Below are 20,956 nucleotides of genomic sequence, written 5' to 3' on the forward strand. Positions count from 1 at the left end.
CGCCGGGGACGGCGCCGTGCTACTTGGCCTCCGCGTAGGAGGCAACCACGGCCACGCCCACGGGGAAGTCGACCGGCACGGCGCCGAACATCAGCTCCGCCGCGCGGCGTGCGCATTCCTGGACCAGCGCCGAGACCTCGTCGGCGGCTTCGGCCGGCACATGCAGCATGACCTCGTCGTGCAGGAAGAACACCAGGTCCCCGAGGTCGCGTCCGGCGGCCCGCTCCGCGCGCAGCCGGCGCCGCAATTCGCCGAGCCAGCACAGCGCCCACTCCGCCGCACTGGCCTGGACCACGAAGTTGCGCGTAAAGCGCCCGCGGGCGCGTGCCAGTTGGTCCGCGCGCCGCTGCTGCTCGGCGGTTTCCGTGCGCTGGGCAGCCCGCCAGCGCTCCGACGGCGGCGGACTGCACCGGCCCAGGTGGGAGCTGACCGTGCCCCCGGTTTCACCCTGCCGGGCAGCCTTCTCCACGAAGCCCACCGCGCGGGGGAACGTGGCTGCCAGCTGCGGCATCAGCCGCCCCGACTCGCCCGTGGTGGCCCCATACATGGCCCCCAGCACCGCCATCTTTGCGTGGGCGCGGTCGCCCCCAAAGCCGAGGTCGGCGATCCCTTGGTAGAGGTCGCTGCCGCGCGCGGCAGCGGCGAGCGCGGTGTCCCTGGCGAGGACGGCAAGAATGCGCGGTTCCAGTTGCGCCGCGTCCGCCACCACCAGCATCCTGCCGGGGTCGGCGCGGGCGGCGGCGCGGACCGCGTGCGGGATCTGCAGCGCCCCACCGCCACGCGAGGCCCAGCGCCCGGTGACCACGCCACCGACAACGTACTCCGGGCGGAACCGCCCGTCCGCGATCCAGGTATCCAGCCAGGCCCAGCCGTTGGCGGTGTGGAGGCGCGACAGCTTCTTGTAGCGCAGCAGCGGGGCGATGGCCGGGTGGGTAAACTCCTCCAATTCCCACTGGCGGGTGCTGTGTGCCTCAATGCCCGCCCGGTGGAGGGCCCGCAGCAGTTCCTGCGGTGAATCAGGGTTCAGCCCCGGCGCATCCAGCAGGACGCGCAGCTGGTCGGCAAGTTCCTCCAGCCGGGCCGGACGGACACCGGCCGGGGTGCGCGGGCCCAACGCGCGCTCCAGCAGGCCGGCATGGAGGTCGCGCCGCCAGGGGACTCCGTGGTGTGTCATCTCCGCGGCGACCAGCGCGCCCGCGGACTCGGCGGCCAACAGCAGGTGCAGGCGGCGGCCGGCGGGGGTTGGGGGGAGCGCCGCGAGCTGGTCCCGGAACTCGGCGGCGACGGCCTCGGCGGCCGTCGAATCGTCCTGCGGTTCCTCGAAAAGCGCGGATTGGTGCTCGGATACCCGTGTCGGCGGCAGCAGGTGGGCGGGGGCCTCGAGGCCGTCGTCGACCGGGCGGGAACGCAGGTCCCGCACGTAGGCGGTATCCGCGGCGGCAGCCGAAAAACGCAGGATGGTCCGGCACAGGGCCACGTCGTGGGCGCGGGAGACATCCGCCCCGGCGCGCAGCAGGTCCGGATACCAGTCGGTGGTACGCTCCCACACCCACCGCACGCCCTGCTCCTCCAGTGCGGCCACGGCTGCCGGAAGCCGGTCCCGCGCCACGACGGCCGGGGGGCCCTGCGCCTTTCCCGCGCCGTCCAGCAGCAGTACGACGGCGGTGGGCCCGCCGGCCTCCGCCCCGGGCCCCGGGGCCGGCGGCGTCAGCGAGTGGGTAGCCAGAACGGCGTAGCGGGGCATTCGACCATTGTGCCCGACGCCTGAGGCAGGCCGGCGCAGCACGTCCCCTCCACAGCCGCGGCCCTGGCGCCCACGGAGCCCCTTCGCCCCCAATGGGGCTGCCAGGGATCCTCCGGCACCCCGCGAGGAGAGCAGCCTGAGGGCATGGAGGATCTGCGATGGAACGGGGCCCGGACGGGACAGAGGGACGGTGCCCGGGGGAATGGAGACCGGGACGGAAACGGAGGCGGGGACGGGGGAATGGACCGGAACGCCGTCTCCCGCGCCGGGCCGGGCCGGAACCGCCGCGCACCCGATGGCCGGCCCTTCGTGGCGGCCCCGCCGAAGGTGCCCTCCCTTGCCATGCCCCTCGTCGCGGCGTTTTCCCGTGCCGCGCCTGTTCCTCTCCCCGGGCTCCCGTCCCGTGCGCATCCCGGTGCCGCCGCGCGGGACACGGTGGAGGGGGCCGCAAAGGGCGCGGTGGAGAGGGGCACGCGCATCCGGGGCCCAGTCAACGCGGAGGCGCAGGATCCGGAAGCAGGCTGCCTGCTGGCCACCGGGGACGATGCGCTGGCCGATGCCGTGGCGCTGGTCGCCGCCGCTGCGGGCATCCGGCTCTCCGTCCTGCGTGAGGTCCCTCCGCCGGGGACCCCGGCGAGCGCATTGCTGCTGGGGCCGGACTTCGCGGGTGCCGAAGTGCCCGGATGGGACGCGCGGCCCGTGGTCCTGCTGGGGCATCCGCCGGAGGAGGAGTTGCTGTGGCGGGTTGCGGCACAACGTCCCGGGGCCCGGGTCGCGGTGCTCCCGCGGGCTGCCGCATGGCTGGGGGAGTACCTGGGCGAACTGGGGCTGCGTGGCGGAACCGGCCGGGTGCTGGTTCTGGCCGGTGCCGCCGGGGGGACCGGGACCTCAACCCTTGCGGCACTTGTGGCCGGGGCGTCCTCCCTGGCGGGGGCGCGAACCGTGCTCATCGACGCGGATCCGCACAGCTGCGGAATGTGGCCGGTATTAAAGCCGCACATCCCCGACGGGGCCGGCTGGGAGGATCTGGGCCGGTCCAGCGGGCAGCTCCCGCCGGCCCAGCTGGCGGAAGTGCTGCCCTTGGCCCAAGGGGCGGCGGTCCTTACCTGGTCCGGTGGACCATCGCGGACGGACCTGCCCCCCGGCTTGCTGGGCGAGGCCGTCTCCGCGGCGCGCAGGATTTTCGATGCGGTCGTGGTTGACGCCGGGCGCACCGCGGGCATCGACCCGGCACTGGCCACCCTCGCGGACACCGGGCTCGCCGTCCTCCCTGCCGGGCGCCTGCACACCCCCGTCCCGGGGGTCCGGAGCGGCGCCAGCTGGGGCGGGAGGCCATCAGGCTCCCGGGACGGCTCCCAGGTCGGCGGGGCGGTCTTCGGAGAAGGGCCTTTTTGGCAGGCCGCCGTGGTGGGCCGCCTGGGTGTGGGCCTGGACGCGGGACGGGTGGCTGCAGCCGCTGGTCTTTCCTTGGGCGGCTATCTGCCATGGCTGCGAATCGTGTCCCGTTCCGCTCTGGAGGGGCGCCTTATCACGGCCCTGGCACGGCGCAGGGTCCGGGCCCCCATCGAGGAGCTGCTGCGCCGGAGCCGGACCGGTCCGGCGCAGGCCGCATGAACACCGGGGGTAGCCCGCCCGGGGGAGACGGCGCGTACGGAGGGATCGGGCCCGAGCCCTCTCCGGTGATGCGAAGGGGCCGTCGCGCCTGGAGCTCCGCGGCCCTCACCGCCCACACCTTGACCGGTCCCGGGGATGAACGGTTGCTGGAAGAGGTCCGGGACCGTGCTGCCGCCGTCAACGGCCGGCTCTCCGGTGCCGACCTGGCAGGAGCGGTGCGCTCTTCCGGAGTGGCGGTTGGTAGCGGCAGCGCCCAGCGGGCGGTACGGAGGCTGCAGGAGGACCTGCACGGGCTGGGGCCGCTGCAGGGCCTCGCCGATGAGCCGGGCACCACCGACGTGCTCGTCGACGGCGGGGGCACGGTGTGGGTCGATGGTCCCGGCGGGCTGCGCCCCGCCGGGATCCGGCTGGCGGACCCCGAGGAGGTCCGTGCGCTCGCCGTCCGCCTGGCTGCGGCCGGCGGCCGGCGGCTTGACGACGCCGTGCCCTTTGCCGACGTCGTGCTGGGCAGGTACCGGATCCACGCGGTGTTGCCGCCTGTCTCGACCGGTGGTCCCCTCGTCTCGGTGCGGGTGAGGCACCACCGCGCCATGGCGCTGGAGGAGGCGCTGCCGGACGGGGCCGCCGACGCCTGGTTCGGCCCGTTGCGGGCGATCGTGGCCGCACGGCTGAATTTCCTGGTCAGCGGCGGCACCGGCAGCGGCAAGACCACACTGCTGGGCGCGATGCTGTCCGCTGCGGACCCGGCCGAACGGCTCCTTCTCGTGGAGGATGCCCAGGAACTGGTGCCGGAGCATCCCCACGTGGTGGGCATTCAGTGCCGCACCGGCAACATTGAGGGCGCCGGGCAGGTCACCCTGACCGACCTGGTGCGCCAGGCCCTGCGCATGCGGCCCGACCGGCTGGTGGTCGGCGAATGCCGGGGCGCCGAGGTTCGCGAGTTTCTCGGGGCGATGAACACGGGCCACGACGGCGCCGGCGGGACCATCCACGCCAGTTCGGCCGGAGCGGTCCCCGCCCGGTTGGCTGCCATGGGAGCCCTGGCCGGTATGGGGCCCGAGGCCGTCGCCCTGCAGGCGGCCAGCGCCTTGGACGTGGTGGTGCACATGGCCCGGACAGGCGGACGGCGGATGCCGGTGGAGATCGGCCGCGTGGTCCAAGGTGCCGACGCGGCCGGGACGGGTCCGGGCCACGGGGCGGGACCGGACTACGGGCCTGAGCCGGGCCACGGGCCAGGGCAGGGGCAGGGGCCAGGGCAGGGGCAGGGGCCCGGCGGCAGGGGACTGGGCGTCGTGACCGTGGCCAGGCGAAGTCCCGATGGCCGCCTGGAAATGGGCCCCGCCGCCGGATGGTTCCGGCAGGCCCTGGCCGAGCGTTCGGTCCCGCCGCCATGGTGACCCCATGATGGTGGCGGCCGCCGCGCTCCTTGCCGCGGCCGCGGCATGGCTGGTCCTCCCGGGAGCGGGGGCCCCGGGCAGGCGTGTGCCCGGCCACCCCTGGGCCGGCGGGGCCGGTTTCGTCCCGCCGCCAAACCTCTTGCCTCCCTCCCGCCCGTCGCCGTCGGGTAGGTCGCGGCGAGCCCGGCCCCCCTGGAGGCGTTCCGGTCCCGATGCGGGGCTGGAGCAGCACATCCGGGCCGTGCGCCAACTGGCCTCCCTGCTGCGTTCGGGCCGGTCTCCCGCTGAGGCGTGGACGTTACTCGAGCGGGCGTGGCGCGACGGTGCCGGGTCGGGGACCGCGGATATCACAGCAGCGTGCCGCGCCGCCCTTGCCGCCCACGGGATGGGCCTGCCGACTTCGGCCGGCCTGACACGCCACGTCCGGGGGACCCTGGGGGCATCGGCGGCATCGGCGGCGGCGTGGGAGCGGGTCGTGTGGTCGTTGCGCCTGGCGGAGGGGGTGGGAGCCGCCCCGGCCGAGTTGCTGGACCGGGTGGCGGACCAGCTCGAAGCCACGGAGGACCGGCGCCGTTCGCTGGAGGCCGTCATGGCCGGGCCGCGCGCCACCCAGCGGCTCCTGTCATGGCTCCCGCTGTTCGGTCTGGGACTGGCCCAGCTCATGGGTGCCGAGCCGCTGGTTGTCTTCACCACCCACCTGCTGGGCCTGCCCTGCCTGGGCGCGGGATTAGTGTTGTGGTCGCTCAACAGGCTCTGGGCCGGAAAGCTGGTCAGGTCAGCAGAACGGGACAGCCCATGAGCGCGGCTCCGGCGCTGGCTGCCGTGATGCTTGCGGCCGTGGCCGCGTGGCTGGCGGCCGGGACGTTTCGCGCCGAAAGGATGTCCCGCGGCCGGGATCCCAACAGGTTGGGGCCGGCCCGGCAGGACCGGTCCACCCGTTCCGGTGCAGCACCTGGGTGGCAGGCCCCGGACGGTCAGCCCTTGGCCCCGCGAACCCGGACAGTGGAGGCCCGCGGTTCCGCTCCCCAACGCGCCTTGCCCCCCGGGGCGCGGAGCCGGCCGCCAGCCGGCAACCGGGCCTCCATCGGCGAGGCTGATGCGGCACTGCTGCTGGAACTGTGCGCCGCAATGCTGGCGGCCGGCCTTCCCCTTCCGCGGATCCTGGAGGAGCTCGCCGAGCAAGTGCCCGGCTGCGCCCCGCTGCGCCGGGTGGTGCGTTCGCTGGACCTGTCCATGCCGTGGGAGCGGGCGTGGGCGGGCCAGCCCCCGGTCCTGCACAGGGTGGGGGAGGCCTTAGCCTTCACCTACCTGACCGGGGCACCGTCGGTGGCCATATTGCGCTCCTCCGCTGCTTTGGAACGGCGGGCCCACCTCCGGCGGGCCGAGCGGCGGGCGGCTGAACTGGGTGTGCGGCTGGTGGTGCCCCTGGGGCTCTGTGCCCTGCCGGCCTTCATCTGCTTGGGCATCGTCCCTGTGGTTATTTCACTGCTGCCCCAGTTCGGCTGAACGGCGCAGCACCAGGCGCCGGTGCTGCATCCCGCCTCCCCGGCCCCCATATTCGGCAGGGCCCCATATTCGGCAGGGCCCCATATTCGGCAGGCCTCCACATTCGGCAGGGGTCCCGCATTCGGCAGGGCTCCGCGGCCCGCATGGTCCGCCCTCCACAGCGGCCGTGCCGGCTCGCTCCGTCCAGAAAACCGGAGCCTCCGCGGCACGCCGGCGGTATCCCCGGCAGGCTGGAAAAGGGCCGGACCGGCCCGGCACGACAACCACCAGGAAAGGGAAACGGCATGCATTCACACCATTACCGGGGCGGACGGAACGCTTCGTCAGTCCAGGGCGCGTCTGTCCAGGGGGCGTCTGTCCAGGGCGCGTCTGTCCAAGGCGGGTCCGTCCAAGACGGGCGGACCAGCGAGCGTGGTTCCGGCGATCGGCTGGCGGCAGGAAGACCGGCCCCACCACCTCCGGAGGCCCCGGGCCGGGGAACCGGCGAGGACGGGATCGCCACTGCAGAATTCGCCATTGTGACCCTGGCCGCGGTGGGGTTCGCCGGTTTGCTGGTCACCATTCTCACCAGCGGGGATGTGCGTGAACTGCTGCTGGGGCTCGTCCGCCAGGCGCTGTCCTTCTGACGGCAGCGCCTGATGCACCTGTCACGGCAACGCGGCAGCAGCACGGCGGAGGTGGCCGTGCTGCTGCCGGGCATCGCCCTCCTTGTCGCACTGGCTGTGGGCGCCGGATCCCTGGGGGCCACCCAAGTGCGGCTGGAACAGGCCGCCCGGGCCGCTGCCCGGGAACTGGCCCGGGGCGAAGCGTCAGCCACGGCCCACCAGACGGCCCGGCGGCTGGCAGGGGACGGGGTCACCGTCGGCATCAGTGGTGGCGACAGGTTCCGTACCGTCCGGGTGAGCGTGGGGATCGGGCTCCCGGTGCCGGGCGGCGGGAGCGGGTTCGTGCTGACGGCAGAGGCCTCCGCACGGAGCGAACAGGAATGAGCATGGCCGCAGCGGCCACCGGCAAAGGGACGGGACTGGGATGGGCGGGCCTGGGATGAACGGGATCGGGATGAACCGGATCGGGATGAACCGGATCGGGATGAACCGGATCGGGACGCAGAGGACTGGAAGAAACAGCGCCGGAAAAAACAGTGCCGGGCCGCGCCGGAGTACCGGTGGCCGGCAGCTGGGGCCTTCCGAGGGGGCCGGGACCGTCCTGGTGGCCGCGGTGGTTGCGGTGCTGCTGCTTGCGCTCGCACTGGTCCTGGGCCTGGCCACGGTTGCTGCCGCCGCGGGCCGGGCGGCCACGGCGGCCGACCTTGCTGCCCTGGCGGCGGCCGACACCGCCCGCGGACTGCGACCCGGGGAACCGTGCGCGGTCGCGGCCGCCACCGCGCAGCGCAACGGCGCCCTGCTCGACCGGTGCGAACAGTCCGGCGACGGCGGAAACATCGTCGATGTCTGGACGAGCACCCCGTTCGGCTCCGGCTGGCAGTGGCTGGACGGGGTGGGAATTGCCGCCACCGGGCGCGCCCGGGCAGGACCTCCACCGCGCCCGTGGATCCCCCAGCCCCGCCCGCCACAGGCTCTGGCATCGCAGGCAGCGACATGAGGGCAGGCAGTGACATGGCGGCCCGGCCCGGGGTCCGTCAGGCGGTGGGCAGGTGCGCCAGGTGCCGATTGGCCTTAGGGAGCCGCCGGGTCCCCTGCCACCCGAGGGTCCCCAGCCATCCCCGGGTTCCCGCCTAGCGCGGCCCCGCCGGGGTGCGGGCCGGCAGCCTGGGGACCGGCCTCGCGCAACAGCAGGTCAAGCAGCGTCAAGGCACCGGCCTTGTCCAGCGGATTGTTCTTGTTGCCGCATTTGGGGGACTGGACACAGGACGGGCACCCGGAATCGCACTCGCATGATTCGATGGCGTCGCGGGTCGCCCCGAGCCATACCCGGGCCTGCTCGAAACCCCGCTCCACGAACCCCGCGCCACCTGGATGCCCGTCGTACACGAAGATCGTGGGCATTCCGGTGTCCATGTGCAGCGCCGTCGAGACCCCACCGATGTCCCACCGGTCGCTGGAGGCCACCAGCGGCAACAGTCCGATGGCGGCGTGCTCGGCAGCATGCAGCGCGCCCGGTGCCTCTCCGGGCAGGATGCCGGCCGCCGCCAGTCGCTGTTCGGGCACCGTGAACCAGACGGCCCGGGTGAACAGGTCCCGTGCCTCCAGTTCCAGCGGCTCCTCGCCCAAGATCTCATTGCTGATCAAGGCCTTGCGCTGGAAGGAGACCACTTGGGTGGTTACCCGCACGTCGCCGAAGTTCGCGGCCACCGGACCCCACTGCTCGCTGCGCAGCGTCTCCAGCACCTCGATGGTGGTGATGTCGCGGGCCTGCGTGTAGAAGTCCGGAGCGGCCCGGCTGACCAAAACACAGCGGTCCTGCTCGTTCAGCTCATCGACCAGATAGGTGGTGCCCTGGTGCACGTAGACGGCTCCCGTGTGTGCCTGGTAGTGGGTGGCGGGGGCGTCCATGGTGCCCAGCAGCGTGCCGGTCTCCGTTTCGATGATGCTTACCGGCCCCCCGCCGTCGGCCCGCAGGTTCACCATCGATGCGGCATTCTCCGGATGCGTCCAGAACCACCCGCTCGGGCGCCGGCGCAGGTACCCGCGCTCCACCAACCCGTCCAGCAGCCCGGCCGCGGTGGGCCCGAACAGACCGGTCTCCTCCGGACGCAGGGGCAGTTCGGCCGCCGCGGCGCACAGGTGGGGGCCCAACACGTAGGGGTTCTGCGGATCGAACACCGTGGCCTCCACGGAGACGTCGAAGATGGCCTCCGGGTGGTTCACCAGGTAGGTGTCCAACGGGTCGTCGCTGGCCACGAACGCCGCCAAGGCGTCCTGCCCTGCCCGTCCGGCCCTCCCGATCTGCTGGAAGAAGGAGGCCCGGGTTCCCGGCCACCCCGCCACCAGCACCGCATCCAGTCCGGCGACATCGATGCCCAGCTCCAGCGCCGAGGTCGACGCGACCCCGAGCAGCTCCCCGCTGCGCAGCCGTTTCTCCAGGTCGCGGCGCTCCTCCGGCAGGTACCCCGAACGGTACGTGGCGATGCGCGCCGGCAGCGCCGGATGCACCTCGTCCACCAGGCGCCGGGCAATCGAGGAGATGGTCTCCGCTCCCCGCCGGGACTTGATGAACGCGATCGTGCGCACCTGCGAACTGACCAGGTTCGCAAGCAGCTCGGAAGTTTCGGCAACCACGGTCCGGCGCTGCGGTGCCCCGTTTTCTCCGCGGAGTTCGGTCAGCGGCGGTTCCCACAGCACCACGGAGGTTTCGCCGTGCGGGGAAAAGTCCGTGGTCACCGCGACCGCCTCGGTTCCGATCAGCCGCCCGAAGGACTCCTGAGGCTCCGCGCTGGTCGCCGAGGCCCCCACAAACACCGGCTCCGCCCCGTAGTGGCGGCAGATCCGCCGCAGCCGCCGCATCAGGTTGGCCACGTTCGAACCGAACACGCCCCGGTAGCTGTGCGCCTCGTCGATGACCACGTACGCCAGCCGCCGGAAGAACCGGGCCCACCAGGTGTGGTTGGGCAGGATCCCGTAATGCAGCATGTCCGGGTTGGCCAACACGAAGTTCGCGTGGTCGCGGATCCACCGGCGCTCGCCGGGATCGGTGTCACCGTCGTAGGTGGCGGCCTTGACGGTGCCCAGGCCCAGCGCGTTCACCGCGGCAAGCTGGTCCGCGGCCAGCGCCTTGGTCGGGGCCAGGTACAGCACGACGGCGCCGCTGGCCTCGAGCGTGACCGCCCCGTCCAGCGCGGCCCGGTGGATGGCGTCGACCGCGGGCAGCTGGTAGGCCAGCGACTTGCCCGAGGCCGTCCCCGTGGCGATGATCGTGTGTTGGCCCGAGTGCGCGCTGGAGGCCCCCTGCACCTGGTGCAGCCAGGGCTGGTGCACGCCCAGGCGTCCGTAGGCGGCGACGACCTCCGGATGGACCCAGTCCGGCCACGGCCCGGGCACGGCGTCGCGGGCCGGCAGGACGCGCAGGTGGCGCAGCTCCTCCGGTTCGGTTCCGTGGCCCAGCAGGGGCACCAGTGTGCGCAAATCGGTCACGCCCTCATTGTGGCACCCCACGACGGCGCCGACCGGGACGTTCCGCCCCGTTCCGGGCCGGAGGCTACCTGGAGTCCGGCTGGGAGGCTGCGGGCTCGCCGGATGCGGCAGGGCGCTTGGCCTCGAACAGCACGACCTTCCCCAGCGGGGTCCACCCCAGGTAGGAGTACAGTGCCTGCCCGTCGAGGGATGCGATCAGCAGCCCCTCCTCGACCTGGTGCTCCAGGGCAAGCGCCGCGAGCGCCCGCATGACCAGGGACCCCAGTCCCCGGCGCCGGTATCCGGGATCGGTAATGATCCGGTCGAAGACGGCGTAGCCGCCGACCACCGAGACGTGGCCGCTGGCGGCAACGGTGCGCGGGTCCTCCTCGGGATGCACGGAAACGTAGGAATGCCGGCCATGGCGCAGGGACCTGATGGAGAACCCCTCCATCGGCAGCGGGTCCTCGACGTCCTGGGCGTCCATCTCGGTGACCATCAGGGCCTCGTCCGCGGCGAGCACGGACAGGCCTGCGGCCTCCCCGGCGGCGATGATGCCCTGCAGATCCTCGGCGAAGACAGTCAGGCGGCGGGCGGGATGCTTGGCGAGCGTCTGGGCGACCGCCACCAGTTCCTCGGAGGTGGGCTCGTAGATGACGTATTCCCAGTCGCCGGTGGTGTCGTGCCTGAGCGCGGCGTGGACGCGGCCCTCGTGGCGGCTCTCGTACCCGCGCGCACCGGCCCAGCCGGTGACCCAGGACCCAATCAGTTCGTCGCTCGCAGTCGATCCCATGGCCTGACACTACTCCGTGCACGCCGGGGGTGGGGAGAGCATGCACACAAACGCAACCCGACCGTCGGCGGCCGTTAACAGCCGCCGCTCGCATACCCTTAAAGGCGTGTCCCAAAACCGCATTGCCCTGTACTACGCCTTCGTACCGCTTCCGGACCCGGAAGCCATTCGCCTCTGGCAGCGCACCCTGCTGGAGCGCTGGGGGCTGCGCGGGCGCATCCTGATCTCCAAGGACGGCATCAACGGCACCGTCGGCGGCGAGATCCGGGCGGTCAAGCAATACGTCAAGGCCACCCGGGAGCACCCCGCCTTCCGGGCCCTGGATGTGAAGTGGAGCGACGGCGGCGCGGAGGACTTCCCGCGGATCTCCGTGAAGGTCCGCGACGAGATCGTCTCTTTCGGCGCCCCGGGAGAACTGAAGGTGGACGCCGGCGGGGTGGTGGGCGGAGGCACGCACCTGCGCCCCGAGGAGCTGCACGAACTGGTCGAGGCCAAGAAAGCCGCGGGTGAGGACGTGGTCTTCTTTGACGGGCGCAACGCCTTCGAGGCGCAGATCGGCCGGTTCAAGGGAGCGGTCGTCCCGGACGTCGCCACCACCCACGACTTCATCCGGGAGCTGGACTCCGGCAAGTACGACGACCTCAAGGGCAAGCCGGTGGTCACCTACTGCACCGGCGGCATCCGCTGCGAGGTCCTCTCCTCCCTCATGGTCAACCGCGGGTTCGGGGAGGTCTACCAGCTCCAGGGAGGGATTGTGCGGTACGGCGAGAAGTACGGGGACCGGGGCCTTTGGGAAGGCTCGCTGTACGTTTTCGACAAGCGCATGCACCTGGAATTCAGCGACGAGGCCAAGACGATCGGCCGCTGCGTGGCGTGCGCGGAACCGACCAGCAAGTTCGAGAACTGCGCCGACCTGTCCTGCCGCAACCTGCGCCTCTTCTGCGCCGGCTGCGCCGCGGACGACGCACTGCGGCTCTGCCCCGACCACGACCGGAACGGGCAGGCGGGGGAGGCTGTCCCGCCCGCTAAAATCCTCGGGTGAGCGAGCACGATTTTTCCCGGATCCCCGACGCACCGCAGAGCCACGACCAGGCCCTGCTGGATGCCCTTGCCGCCGACCTGCGGGCGGCCGGCTACACCCACGACGGCGTCTCCGGGCTGCTCGGCGAGGAGGCCGACGCGGCGTTGAACCGCGACCAGCTGGTCCCCGCGCTGCTGGTGCTCAGGAGGCTGCTGGCCGAACAGTCCCCGGCGCCCGTCGCCGTCGTCACGGCCTTTTGGCTGCTGGGCCTGGACCTGCCGGCCGCGGTCCTGGACGCGGCCCTGCCGCGCACCCGCGCCGCCGGCCTGCTGGTCCTCGGGCTGGCCGAAGCCGGGCCCGACATTCCCGAGGCCGGCGGTGCGGGCTTTGGCGGGCCCATCCTGCGTTCGGCCGTGGACCTGCGCCCGCACGCCTCCGACGCCGACGCCGAACTCTGGGTCGCCAGCGATCTCGGTGCCCACCAGCGGCCCGGGGTGCTGCGCCCCGACCATGTGCTCGGCATCGGGCAGGCCTCCCTCACCCTGGCCCAGACCACCATCCGCCCGCAGGTCCAGACCGCCCTGGACTTGGGCACCGGCTGCGGCATCCAGACCTTCCACCTGCTCTCCCACGTCCGCCGCGTCGTCGCCACCGACATCTCCGAACGCGCCCTCGCGTTCGCCCGCTTCAACCTGCTGCTGAACCACCAGGCCCTAGGTCTTGACCCGGCACACCTGGAGGACCGGGCCGACCTGCGCCTGGGCAGCCTGCTCGAACCCGTCGCGGGGGAGCGCTTCGACCTGGTCGTATCCAACCCTCCTTTCGTCATCACCCCGCGCACCGCGGGGGAGACCGCGGCGGACCGCTTCACCTACCGCGACGGAGGCCTGCCCGGGGACCACCTGGTGGCCGGGCTGGTGGCCGGCATCCCCGGGCTGCTCGTCCCCGGCGGCGTCGCCCAGCTGCTGGCCAACTGGGAGATCTCCGAGGGGGACGACGGCGGGAACGGCGCCGCCCGGGAGGGGGACGCCTGGAGCGCGGGCCCGCGCTCGTGGGTGCCCGAGGGTATCGAGGCCTGGTTCATCCAGCGCGAGACGGTGTCGCCGTCGGGCTATGCGGAGACCTGGCTGAGGGATGCCTCCGAGGCGCGCGATCCGGACCTGTACGCCGCCCGTTACGCCAGCTACCTGGAGGACTTCGCCTCCCGCCGGGTCCGCGCGGTGGGCTTTGGCATGGTGTGGCTGCGCCGCCCCGCGGTCGCCGGGACAGCCCCGTTCGGGCAGGTCTTCGAGGAGATCACCTACCCCATCGAGCAGCCGGTGGGCCCCCACCTGGCCGCCGCGGTGGAGCGGGCCGACGCGCTGGCCGGTCTGGAGGGGGCGCCCGGGCGGCACCGCCTCGACGGGGCGCACCTGCTGGTCGCCGACGACGTGACCGAGGAGCGCCACCAGCGCCCCGGGGCGGAGCACCCGGGCGTCATCCTGCTCCGCCAGGGTGCAGGGCTGCGCCGCACCACGCTGCTGAGCACCGAACTGGCCGGGTTCGTTTCCGCCTGCGACGGCGATCTCAGCGCCGGGCAGATCGCCCGTGCCCTGGCCGCGCTGCTGGACCGCGACGCCGGAAATTTGGTGCCGGCATTGCTGGATGAAGCCGAAGACCTGGTCCGCAAAGGGTTCCTGTTGGAGATGCGAAACAACCGCTAAAGTTCCGGGCATGACGCAGAACACCCCGACGCAGGACGACGCCGCACCCCGGGGGGTCCGTCGGCGCAGCGCCAATCCCCTGGTGATCAGCGACCCGCAGGCCATCCGTGCGCTGGCCCACGAGGCCCGCCTTGAGGTGCTGGACGAACTGTTCGCCTCGCAGTCCACCCGCACCGCCACCGAGCTGGCGTCGCGCTGCAACCTGACCCCGAGCGCCATGAGCTACCACCTGCGCGCGCTGGAGAAGTACGGGTACGTCGAGCGCGCGGCCAGCGAGGGGGACGGTCGCGAGCGCCGCTGGAAGGCGGCCGGGGACCAACTGGTCGTGGGCACCCTGAGCGGTTCCACGGCTGCCAAGAACGCCTTCCTGAACGTGCAGCTGAACGCCTTCCGGGAACGGCTCAGCGCGGAGATCGAACACCGCGACCGGGAGCGCCGCGCAGGCATCGAGCCCGGCCCGGACCGGGCCCCGGTGCTGACCACCGGAATGGTCTTCCTGAAGCCCGGGCAGCGCGACGAATTCATCAAGAAGGTCTACGCGCTCGTGGACGAGTACGAGGCCCTCGCCCTGCCCGAGGACCGCGGGATCGATGCCGAGCGGCTCTACTATATGCTCTCCTTCCTTCCCGAGCGCCGCGCGGAGGGTTCCTGAGGCCTTCACGGACCTGCCGCATTCGGCGGTCCACAACGCCGCTTGCTTCGCGCGGCTCCGATGCGGCTAACCTAGTGCAGGAATGTGCGGGCGGACCCGTGCGGTTCGCCCATCGGCTGCAATAGGAGTGCTGTGCCCGCAAAGGCCAAGGAAAAGACCGGCAAGAAACTCGTGATCGTCGAGTCTCCCGCAAAGAGCAAGTCCATCGCCAAGTACCTGGGCGAGGGCTTCGAAGTCGATGCGTCCGTGGGACACATCCGGGACCTGCCGCAGCCCTCCGACCTTCCCGCGGAGCTGAAGAAGACCTCCGTGGGCAAGTTCGCCGTCGACATCGACAAGGACTTCGAGCCGTATTACGTCGTCTACCCGGACAAGAAGAAGCGGGTAGCGGACCTCAAGGCCAAGCTGAAGGACGCCGACGAGCTCTACCTCGCAACCGATGCGGACCGCGAGGGCGAAGCCATCGCGTGGCACCTGCTGCAGGTCCTCCAGCCCAAGGTTCCCGTGCACCGCATGGCGTTCACGGAGATCACCAAGGAGGGCATTGCCCGCGCCCTGGAGAATGTGCGCGAACTGGACACCGACCTCGTCGACGCGCAGGAGACCCGCCGCGTCCTGGACCGCCTCTACGGCTACGAGATCTCCCCGGTGCTGTGGCGCAAGATTGCCCGCGGCCTCTCCGCCGGCCGGGTGCAGTCCGTGGCGACCCGGCTGGTGGTCGAGCGCGAACGCGAGCGCATGGCCTTCCGCTCCGCCTCCTACTGGGACCTGACCGGCGAGTTCTCCACCGGCGCCGGGGAGGGTTTCCGGGCCAAGCTGGCCGCCGTGGACGGGGCCCGCGTGGCCTCGGGACGCGACTTCGACGACCGCGGGGCGCTGAAGGCACCCAAGGGCAGTGCCGGCGTCGTGCACCTGGACGAGGCCTCCGCCACCTCGCTGGCGGCGGGCCTTGCCGGGGCCGCGTTCGAGGTTTCCAGCGTGGACAACAAGCCGTACACGCGCCGCCCGGCCGCTCCGTTCACCACCTCCACGCTGCAGCAGGAGGCCTCGCGCAAGCTGCGCTGGTCCTCCAAGTCGACCATGCAGGTGGCGCAGCGGCTGTACGAAAACGGCTACATCACCTACATGCGTACCGACTCGGTGTTCCTCTCCAACGAGGCCGTGAACGCCGCCCGCAGGCAGGCAGCCGAACTGTACGGGGCCGACTCCGTGCCGGCCGAGCGCCGCGTCTACAAGGCCAAGTCAGATTCCGCGCAGGAGGCGCACGAAGCCATCCGCCCGGCCGGAGACTCCTTCCGCCGGCCCGCCGACGTCCGCGCCCAGCTCAGCCCCGACGAGTTCCGCCTCTACGAGCTGATCTGGAAGCGCACCGTGGCCTCCCAGATGTCCGATGCCAAGGGCTTCACCGCCTCCGTCCGGCTCTCCGGAAGGGCCACGGATGGACGGACCGCCGAGTTCACCGCCTCCGGCACCGTGATCACCTTCCGCGGCTTCCTTGCGGCCTACGAGGAGGGGCGCGACGTGGCGCGCGAGGAAGAGGAGAACGACGGCGACCGCCGGCTTCCCGAGCTGAAGGTCGGCGAGGCGCTGGACGGGCGGGACATCCAGGCCGTCGGACACGAGACCTCCCCGCCGCCGCGCTACACCGAGGCATCAATCGTCGCCGAGCTGGAGGCGCGCGAGATCGGCCGCCCGTCGACCTACGCGCCAACCATCTCCACGATCATGGACCGCGGCTATGTCACCAAGCGCGGCGGTGCGCTGGTGCCAAGCTGGATCGCGTTCTCCGTGGTCCGCCTGCTGGAGGAGCACTTTGGCCGGTACATCGACTACGGCTTCACCGCCCGCCTGGAGGACGACCTCGACGAGATCGCCAAGGGACACCTGAAGCGCTCCGAGTGGCTCAGGCGCTTCTACTTCGGCGAGGGGGACACTGCGGGCCTGCAGGCCGTGGTCGAGAACCTGGGCGACATCGACGCGCGCGCCATCAACTCCGTGGAGATCGCCCCGGGGATCGTGCTGCGCGTGGGCAAGTTCGGCCCCTATCTGGAGAAGCCGCTTCCGCCGGACGCGCCCGAGGACGCGGAGCCGCAGCGCGCCAACGTGCCGGAGGACCTGGCCCCGGACGAGCTGACCGCGGAGAAGGCGCTGGAACTGATGGAGTCATCCGGTCCGGCGGAGCGCGTGCTGGGCACCGACCCGGCCACCGGACGCACCATCGTGGCCAAGGACGGCCGCTACGGAGCCTACGTCACCGAGCTCATCCCGGAACCGACCGCCGAGGAGCTTGCCGCGCAACCGGTCGAGTACTACAAGAACGGCAAGCCGAAGCCCCCCAAGAAGCCCACCAAGGCCAAGCCGCGCACCGGTTCCCTGTTCAAGTCGATGACCGTTGAAACGGTCACCCTCGAGGACGCGCTGAAGCTGATCTCGCTGCCGCGGGTGCTCGGCACCGACGCGGAGGGCGTGGAGATCACTGTCCAGAACGGCCGGTTCGGCCCCTACCTGAAGAAGGGGACCGACTCCCGCTCGCTCGGCTCGGAGGAGGAGATCTTCACGATCACCCTCGAACAGGCACTGGAGATCTACGCCCAGCCGAAGCAGCGCGGCGGGCGCACGGCGGCGGCCCCGCTGGCGGAGTTCGGTGCGGACCCGGTTTCGGAGAAGCCGATCGTGGTCAAGGAGGGCCGGTTCGGCCCCTACATCACCGACGGCATCACCAACATCACGGTTCCGCGCGCCACCCCGCTGGAGGAGCTGACCCGCGAGCAGGCCATCGCCCTGCTGGCCGAGAAGCGGGCCAAGGGTCCGGTGAAGCGCACCACGCGCAGCGCTGCCCCGAAACGCGCCGCGGCCAAGAAATAGGGGGACCACATGCGTCTTGGCGTCCTGGACATCGGATCCAACACCGTCCACCTGCTGCTGGTGGACGCCTACGCGGGCGCGCGGCCGGTGGCTTTTGCCACCCACAAGCGTCCGTTGTCGCTGGTGAGGTTCCTGGACGATGCCGGAGCCATCACCCAGGAGGGGCAGTCCGAACTCCTGGACTTCATCCGGGAAGCCGCCCGCTTCGCGGCGCGCCACGGCGCCGAGGACATGCTGGCCTTCTGCACCTCCGCGATCCGGGAGGCGGCCAACGGCCAGCAGGTGCTGGACCGGGTGCTCACCGAAACCGGGGTGGAATTGGGGGAGCTGTCCGGCGAGCAGGAGGCCGGCATGACCTACCACGCGGTACGGCGCTGGTACGGGTGGGGCGCGGAGACCATCCTGGACCTGGACATCGGTGGCGGATCCTTCGAGATGGCCATCGGCACCGACGAGTTCCCCGCGGCGGCGCGCTCGGTCCCGCTGGGGGCGGGGCGGCTGACCCGGGACTGGCTGCCGGGAGACCCGCCGTCGATCCCCGACATCAAGGCGCTGCGTGCCTACGTGCGCGAAACCCTGGCGGATCCGGTGCGCGAGCTCTCGGCGCTGGGGAGGCCCTCCCTGGTGGCCGGCACCTCAAAGACCTTCCGGTCGCTGGCGCGCATCACCGGCGCGGCGCCGAGCACGGAGGGCCCCTACGTGAAGCGGGTGCTGCGGCAGGAGGACCTGAAGCTGTGGACCAACCGGCTGGCGGCCATGAGCGCGGCCGAACGGGCGGAGCTGCCCGGGGTGTCGGAGATCCGCGCGCCGCAGCTGCTCGCCGGTGCGATTGTCGCCTACGAGGCAATGAAGGCCTTCGACATCAAGTCCCTGCGCATCTGCCCGTGGGCGTTGCGCGAGGGCCTGATCCTGCGGCGGTTCGACCACCTGCTGTACGACGGGGAACAGCCCTTCGGGAGTAGCGTGGGAGTGGGCCACGTGCTGCTGGGCCAGCAGCCCGTGGCCCCGACGGCGGACCTGTGAGCGGTGACCGGTGAGAAGTGAGGTGGTACGCGAGATGACAACCCAGGAGACTCCGGCGGCCGGGAAGGGAGCGGCGGGGCGGAACATACCGGTGGCGCTCTCCAGTTCCTCGGTCTACCCGCTGAGCGTGCACGACGCGTTCGCCGTGGCCCACGATCTCGGCTACGACGGGATCGAGGTCCTGGTCACCGGCAACGCCCTGTCGCAGGACCCCCGCCGCCTCAGGGACCTCAGCTCCCGCTACGACCAGCCGATCATGGCCATCCACGCCCCCACCCTGCTGCTGACGCAACAGGTCTGGGGCAGCGCCTGGAACAAGATCGAGATGTCCGCGGCCATGGCGGTGGAGGTGGGGTGCGACGTCGTCATCGCCCACCCGCCGTTCCGCTGGCAGGGGACCTACGCCACCGGCTTCGCCGAGGGCGTGCGCCGCATCATGGAGGACTACGGGGTCCGGATCGCGGTGGAAAACATGTACCCGTGGCGGGCCCGCGGGCGCGAGGCGCTGATGTACCTGCCGCACTGGGATCCGGTGCCGCAGTCGTACGAACACGTGACCTGGGACTTCTCCCATGCGGCGATTGCCGGCATGGACTCCCACCAGGCGTTCCGCAACCTCGGGGAGCGGCTGTCCCACGTGCACCTGTGCGACGGCCGGAACAGCAATAAGGATGAGCACCTGGTGCCCGGACGCGGCACCCAACCCGTCGAGGAGTCCCTGCAGTACCTCCGGGACAGCAACTGGGAGGGCGTCGTGGCCGTGGAGGTCTCCACCCGCAAAGCGAAAGGTGCCGGCGAACGTGAGGAATGGTTGGGGGAAACCCTTTCCTTCGCCCGCCGGCACCTTGACCGGTCCGGTGTGAATGACACCACCGGTTCTTCATCACTCGCACCATGATGAGGCACTTACCAGCGTAGGAAGCCAGGATGTGTCCGGCCGCCGTGTTTGCTGGCAACCGTCTGTGAATCTCCGGCCGTGGCAGAATTGCGACCATGACTTCCGCTGCCGCCGCCAACGCCCTGCCCCACCCCCACGACGCTGACCGGAGCCGGCCGCGCCCGTCCCGGCGCATCGCGTTCCTGGGGGCCGGCAACATGAACGGCGCCATCCTGCGGGGCATCCTCGCAGCGGGGGCGGACCCCTCGGCGCTGGTGGCGACGGTCCGGGGCGCGGAAAAGGCCCGGGCGCTGCGCACGGAAACCGGCATCGAAGTGCTTGCCGGCGCGGATACCCCCGATGCCAACCGCGCGGCCGCCGCCGGGGCCGACATCGTTTTCCTGGGGGTCAAGCCGGTCGGAATCCAGGACCTCTGCCGCGAGATCGCCGGGGCGCTGCGTCCGGACGCCGTGGTGGTCAGCGTCGCCGCAGGGGTGACCATCGCGCAGATCGAGGGCGCCCTTGCCGCCGGACAGCCGGTGGTGCGCAGCATGCCCAACACCCCGCTGATGGCGGGTCGCGGCGCAGTCGGCCTGAGCGCCGGCAGCACCGCCACCGAGGCCCAGGTCGCCGAGGTGGTTGCCCTCTTCGAAGTTTCCGGACTGGTCCGGGTGGTCCCGGAGGAGCAGCTCGACGCGGTGACCGCGATCAGCGGCTCCGGTCCGGCCTATGCGTTCTACCTGGCCGAGGCGATGGCCCGGGCCGGCGTCGAACTGGGCCTCTCGGCGGACCTGGCCCGCGACCTGGCCCGCGCCACCGTGGCCGGGGCCGGAGCGATGCTCGCGGACCCGGCGGCGGACCCGGCCGGGCTGCGCAAGGCCATCACCAGCCCCAACGGCACCACCGAGCGCGCCCTCGCGGCCTTCGACGAGGCCGGACTGGCGGACATCGTTGCCCGGGGCGCGCGCGCGGCGGCCGAACGCGCCGCGGAAATCAGCCGCAGCCTGGGCTGATCCGGGGCCCCGGAGCCCGGGGGTCAGGGGCGGGCCGCAAAGCGTTCCAGGAGGTCCACATGCCCGGCCACGATCAGCACGTCGCGGCGGGTGACCTTGGTGTGCGGCTGGGCGTAGGTGAAGTCCTCGCCGGGGGACTTCACCCCCACCACCGTCACGCCGTACTTTGCCCTCACCTGCGACTCCTGGAGCGTGAAGCCCTGGGTCTCCTTCGGCGGGTACATCTTCACGATCGCGAAGCCGTCGTCGAACTCGATGAAGTCCAGCATGCGCCCGCCCACCAGGTGGGCGGCCCGGACGCCGGCGTCGGCCTCCGGATAGATCACGTGGTTCGCCCCGATGCGGCTGAGGATCTTGCCGTGGGACTGCGTGATTGCCTTCACCCACAGGTGCTCGATGCCCAGGTCCACCAGGTTCACGGTGATCAGCACCGAGGATTCGATGGAGGTGCCCACGCCCACCACGGCCGAGGAGAACTCCTGCGCTCCGAGCTGGCGCAGCGCATCGATGTTGGTGGCGTCGGCCTCCACCACGTGGGTGAGCGTGCTGGCCCACTTCTGGACAAGTTCCTGGTTGCGTTCGATGGCCAGCACCTCGCGGCCCTGCTTGACCAGCTGCTCGGCCACGGCCGCCCCGAAGCGGCCCAGCCCGATCACCAGCACGGGGGCGTTGTGGTCG

The 20,956-nt window shown here is 71.7% G+C and carries 18 protein-coding genes; 14 read left to right on the forward strand and 4 right to left on the reverse strand.

What is annotated here, in order from left to right:
* Positions 1–19: 19 nt before the first annotated feature.
* Entirely contained in the window at positions 20–1,744 is a 1,725-nt protein-coding gene (locus NCCP_RS04665) for a bifunctional 3'-5' exonuclease/DNA polymerase (protein ID WP_149956075.1), read from the reverse strand.
* 459 nt (positions 1,745–2,203) lie between these two features.
* On the opposite strand from NCCP_RS04665, the gene NCCP_RS04670 reads away from it, so the two are divergent.
* The 7 genes from NCCP_RS04670 to NCCP_RS04695 all read left to right on the forward strand — a co-directional run bounded on the left by NCCP_RS04670 (position 2,204) and on the right by NCCP_RS04695 (position 7,863).
* Positions 2,204–3,358, forward strand: a complete 1,155-nt coding sequence (locus NCCP_RS04670) for a CpaE-like family protein (protein ID WP_149956076.1) — start codon at positions 2,204–2,206, stop codon at positions 3,356–3,358.
* A gap of 143 nt (positions 3,359–3,501) precedes the next feature.
* The gene (locus NCCP_RS04675; RefSeq protein ID WP_225873676.1) at positions 3,502–4,755 is read left to right on the forward strand and encodes a TadA family conjugal transfer-associated ATPase; all 1,254 of its coding nucleotides are present in this window, start codon (positions 3,502–3,504) and stop codon (positions 4,753–4,755) included.
* Positions 4,756–4,996: 241 nt separating this feature from the next.
* The gene (locus tag NCCP_RS14925; protein WP_172627296.1) at positions 4,997–5,554 is read left to right on the forward strand and encodes a type II secretion system F family protein; all 558 of its coding nucleotides are present in this window, start codon (positions 4,997–4,999) and stop codon (positions 5,552–5,554) included.
* Between the two features lie 182 nt (positions 5,555–5,736).
* Entirely contained in the window at positions 5,737–6,261 is a 525-nt protein-coding gene (locus NCCP_RS14930) for a type II secretion system F family protein (protein ID WP_172627297.1), read from the forward strand.
* Between the two features lie 284 nt (positions 6,262–6,545).
* On the forward strand, positions 6,546–6,887 hold the full coding sequence (locus tag NCCP_RS04685; RefSeq protein WP_149956079.1) for a DUF4244 domain-containing protein: 342 nt from the start codon (positions 6,546–6,548) through the stop codon (positions 6,885–6,887).
* Positions 6,888–6,899: 12 nt separating this feature from the next.
* Entirely contained in the window at positions 6,900–7,250 is a 351-nt protein-coding gene (locus tag NCCP_RS04690) for a TadE family type IV pilus minor pilin (RefSeq protein ID WP_149956080.1), read from the forward strand.
* A 220-nt stretch (positions 7,251–7,470) separates the two neighbouring features.
* The gene (locus NCCP_RS04695; RefSeq protein ID WP_263970123.1) at positions 7,471–7,863 is read left to right on the forward strand and encodes an Rv3654c family TadE-like protein; all 393 of its coding nucleotides are present in this window, start codon (positions 7,471–7,473) and stop codon (positions 7,861–7,863) included.
* 74 nt (positions 7,864–7,937) lie between these two features.
* Here NCCP_RS04695 and NCCP_RS04700 read toward each other — a convergent pair whose 3' ends face one another.
* The gene (locus NCCP_RS04700; RefSeq protein WP_149956081.1) at positions 7,938–10,352 is read right to left on the reverse strand and encodes a DEAD/DEAH box helicase; all 2,415 of its coding nucleotides are present in this window, start codon (positions 10,350–10,352) and stop codon (positions 7,938–7,940) included.
* Between the two features lie 64 nt (positions 10,353–10,416).
* Positions 10,417–11,124, reverse strand: coding sequence for a GNAT family N-acetyltransferase (locus NCCP_RS04705; RefSeq protein ID WP_149956082.1), 708 nt, complete (start codon positions 11,122–11,124; stop codon positions 10,417–10,419).
* Positions 11,125–11,230: 106 nt separating this feature from the next.
* Here NCCP_RS04705 and trhO point away from each other — a divergent pair, with 106 nt between their 5' ends.
* The 7 genes from trhO (at position 11,231) to proC (ending at position 20,278) form a co-directional block, all read left to right on the forward strand.
* Complete coding sequence (gene trhO / locus NCCP_RS04710; RefSeq protein ID WP_149956083.1) at positions 11,231–12,166, forward strand: oxygen-dependent tRNA uridine(34) hydroxylase TrhO; 936 nt, start codon at positions 11,231–11,233, stop codon at positions 12,164–12,166.
* Entirely contained in the window at positions 12,163–13,848 is a 1,686-nt protein-coding gene (locus NCCP_RS04715; RefSeq protein WP_149956084.1) for a DUF7059 domain-containing protein, read from the forward strand. The genes trhO and NCCP_RS04715 overlap by 4 nt, the downstream gene beginning before the upstream one ends.
* Positions 13,849–13,858: 10 nt before the next feature.
* Complete coding sequence (locus NCCP_RS04720; protein WP_149956085.1) at positions 13,859–14,500, forward strand: ArsR/SmtB family transcription factor; 642 nt, start codon at positions 13,859–13,861, stop codon at positions 14,498–14,500.
* Between the two features lie 132 nt (positions 14,501–14,632).
* Positions 14,633–17,365 carry a type I DNA topoisomerase gene (gene topA / locus NCCP_RS04725; protein WP_149956086.1) on the forward strand — a complete coding sequence of 911 codons (2,733 nt, stop codon included), beginning with the start codon at positions 14,633–14,635 and terminating at the stop codon, positions 17,363–17,365.
* Positions 17,366–17,374: 9 nt separating this feature from the next.
* A complete protein-coding gene (locus NCCP_RS04730; RefSeq protein WP_149956087.1) occupies positions 17,375–18,388 on the forward strand; it encodes a Ppx/GppA family phosphatase in 1,014 nt (337 codons plus the stop codon).
* Positions 18,389–18,422: 34 nt separating this feature from the next.
* A complete protein-coding gene (locus tag NCCP_RS04735) occupies positions 18,423–19,286 on the forward strand; it encodes a sugar phosphate isomerase/epimerase family protein (protein ID WP_149956088.1) in 864 nt (287 codons plus the stop codon).
* Positions 19,287–19,381: 95 nt separating this feature from the next.
* Positions 19,382–20,278 (forward strand): pyrroline-5-carboxylate reductase, encoded by an 897-nt coding sequence (proC, locus tag NCCP_RS04740; protein WP_149956089.1) that lies wholly within the window; start codon positions 19,382–19,384, stop codon positions 20,276–20,278.
* Positions 20,279–20,301: 23 nt separating this feature from the next.
* On the opposite strand, the gene NCCP_RS04745 is transcribed toward proC, so the two are convergent.
* Positions 20,302–20,940: a potassium channel family protein gene (locus NCCP_RS04745; protein ID WP_149956153.1), complete on the reverse strand. Its 639-nt coding sequence runs from the start codon at positions 20,938–20,940 to the stop codon at positions 20,302–20,304.
* Between the last annotated feature and the right edge of the window lie 16 nt (positions 20,941–20,956).

It is taken from the genome of Zafaria cholistanensis (assembly GCF_008580665.1).
In the GTDB taxonomy this organism is placed as follows: Bacteria; Actinomycetota; Actinomycetes; order Actinomycetales; family Micrococcaceae; genus Zafaria; species Zafaria cholistanensis.

Bases quoted from the DNA above. Each gene is read 5' to 3' on its own strand.
- NCCP_RS04665 (WP_149956075.1), bottom strand. From the start codon at position 1,744: ATGCCCCGCTACGCCGTTCTGGCTACCCACTCGCTGACGCCGCCGGCC.
- NCCP_RS04685 (WP_149956079.1), top strand. From the start codon at position 6,546: ATGCATTCACACCATTACCGGGGCGGACGGAACGCTTCGTCAGTCCAG.
- NCCP_RS04690 (WP_149956080.1), top strand. From the start codon at position 6,900: ATGCACCTGTCACGGCAACGCGGCAGCAGCACGGCGGAGGTGGCCGTG.
- NCCP_RS04705 (WP_149956082.1), bottom strand. From the start codon at position 11,124: ATGGGATCGACTGCGAGCGACGAACTGATTGGGTCCTGGGTCACCGGC.
- NCCP_RS04720 (WP_149956085.1), top strand. From the start codon at position 13,859: ATGACGCAGAACACCCCGACGCAGGACGACGCCGCACCCCGGGGGGTC.
- NCCP_RS04730 (WP_149956087.1), top strand. From the start codon at position 17,375: ATGCGTCTTGGCGTCCTGGACATCGGATCCAACACCGTCCACCTGCTG.
- NCCP_RS04735 (WP_149956088.1), top strand. From the start codon at position 18,423: ATGACAACCCAGGAGACTCCGGCGGCCGGGAAGGGAGCGGCGGGGCGG.
- proC (WP_149956089.1), top strand. From the start codon at position 19,382: ATGACTTCCGCTGCCGCCGCCAACGCCCTGCCCCACCCCCACGACGCT.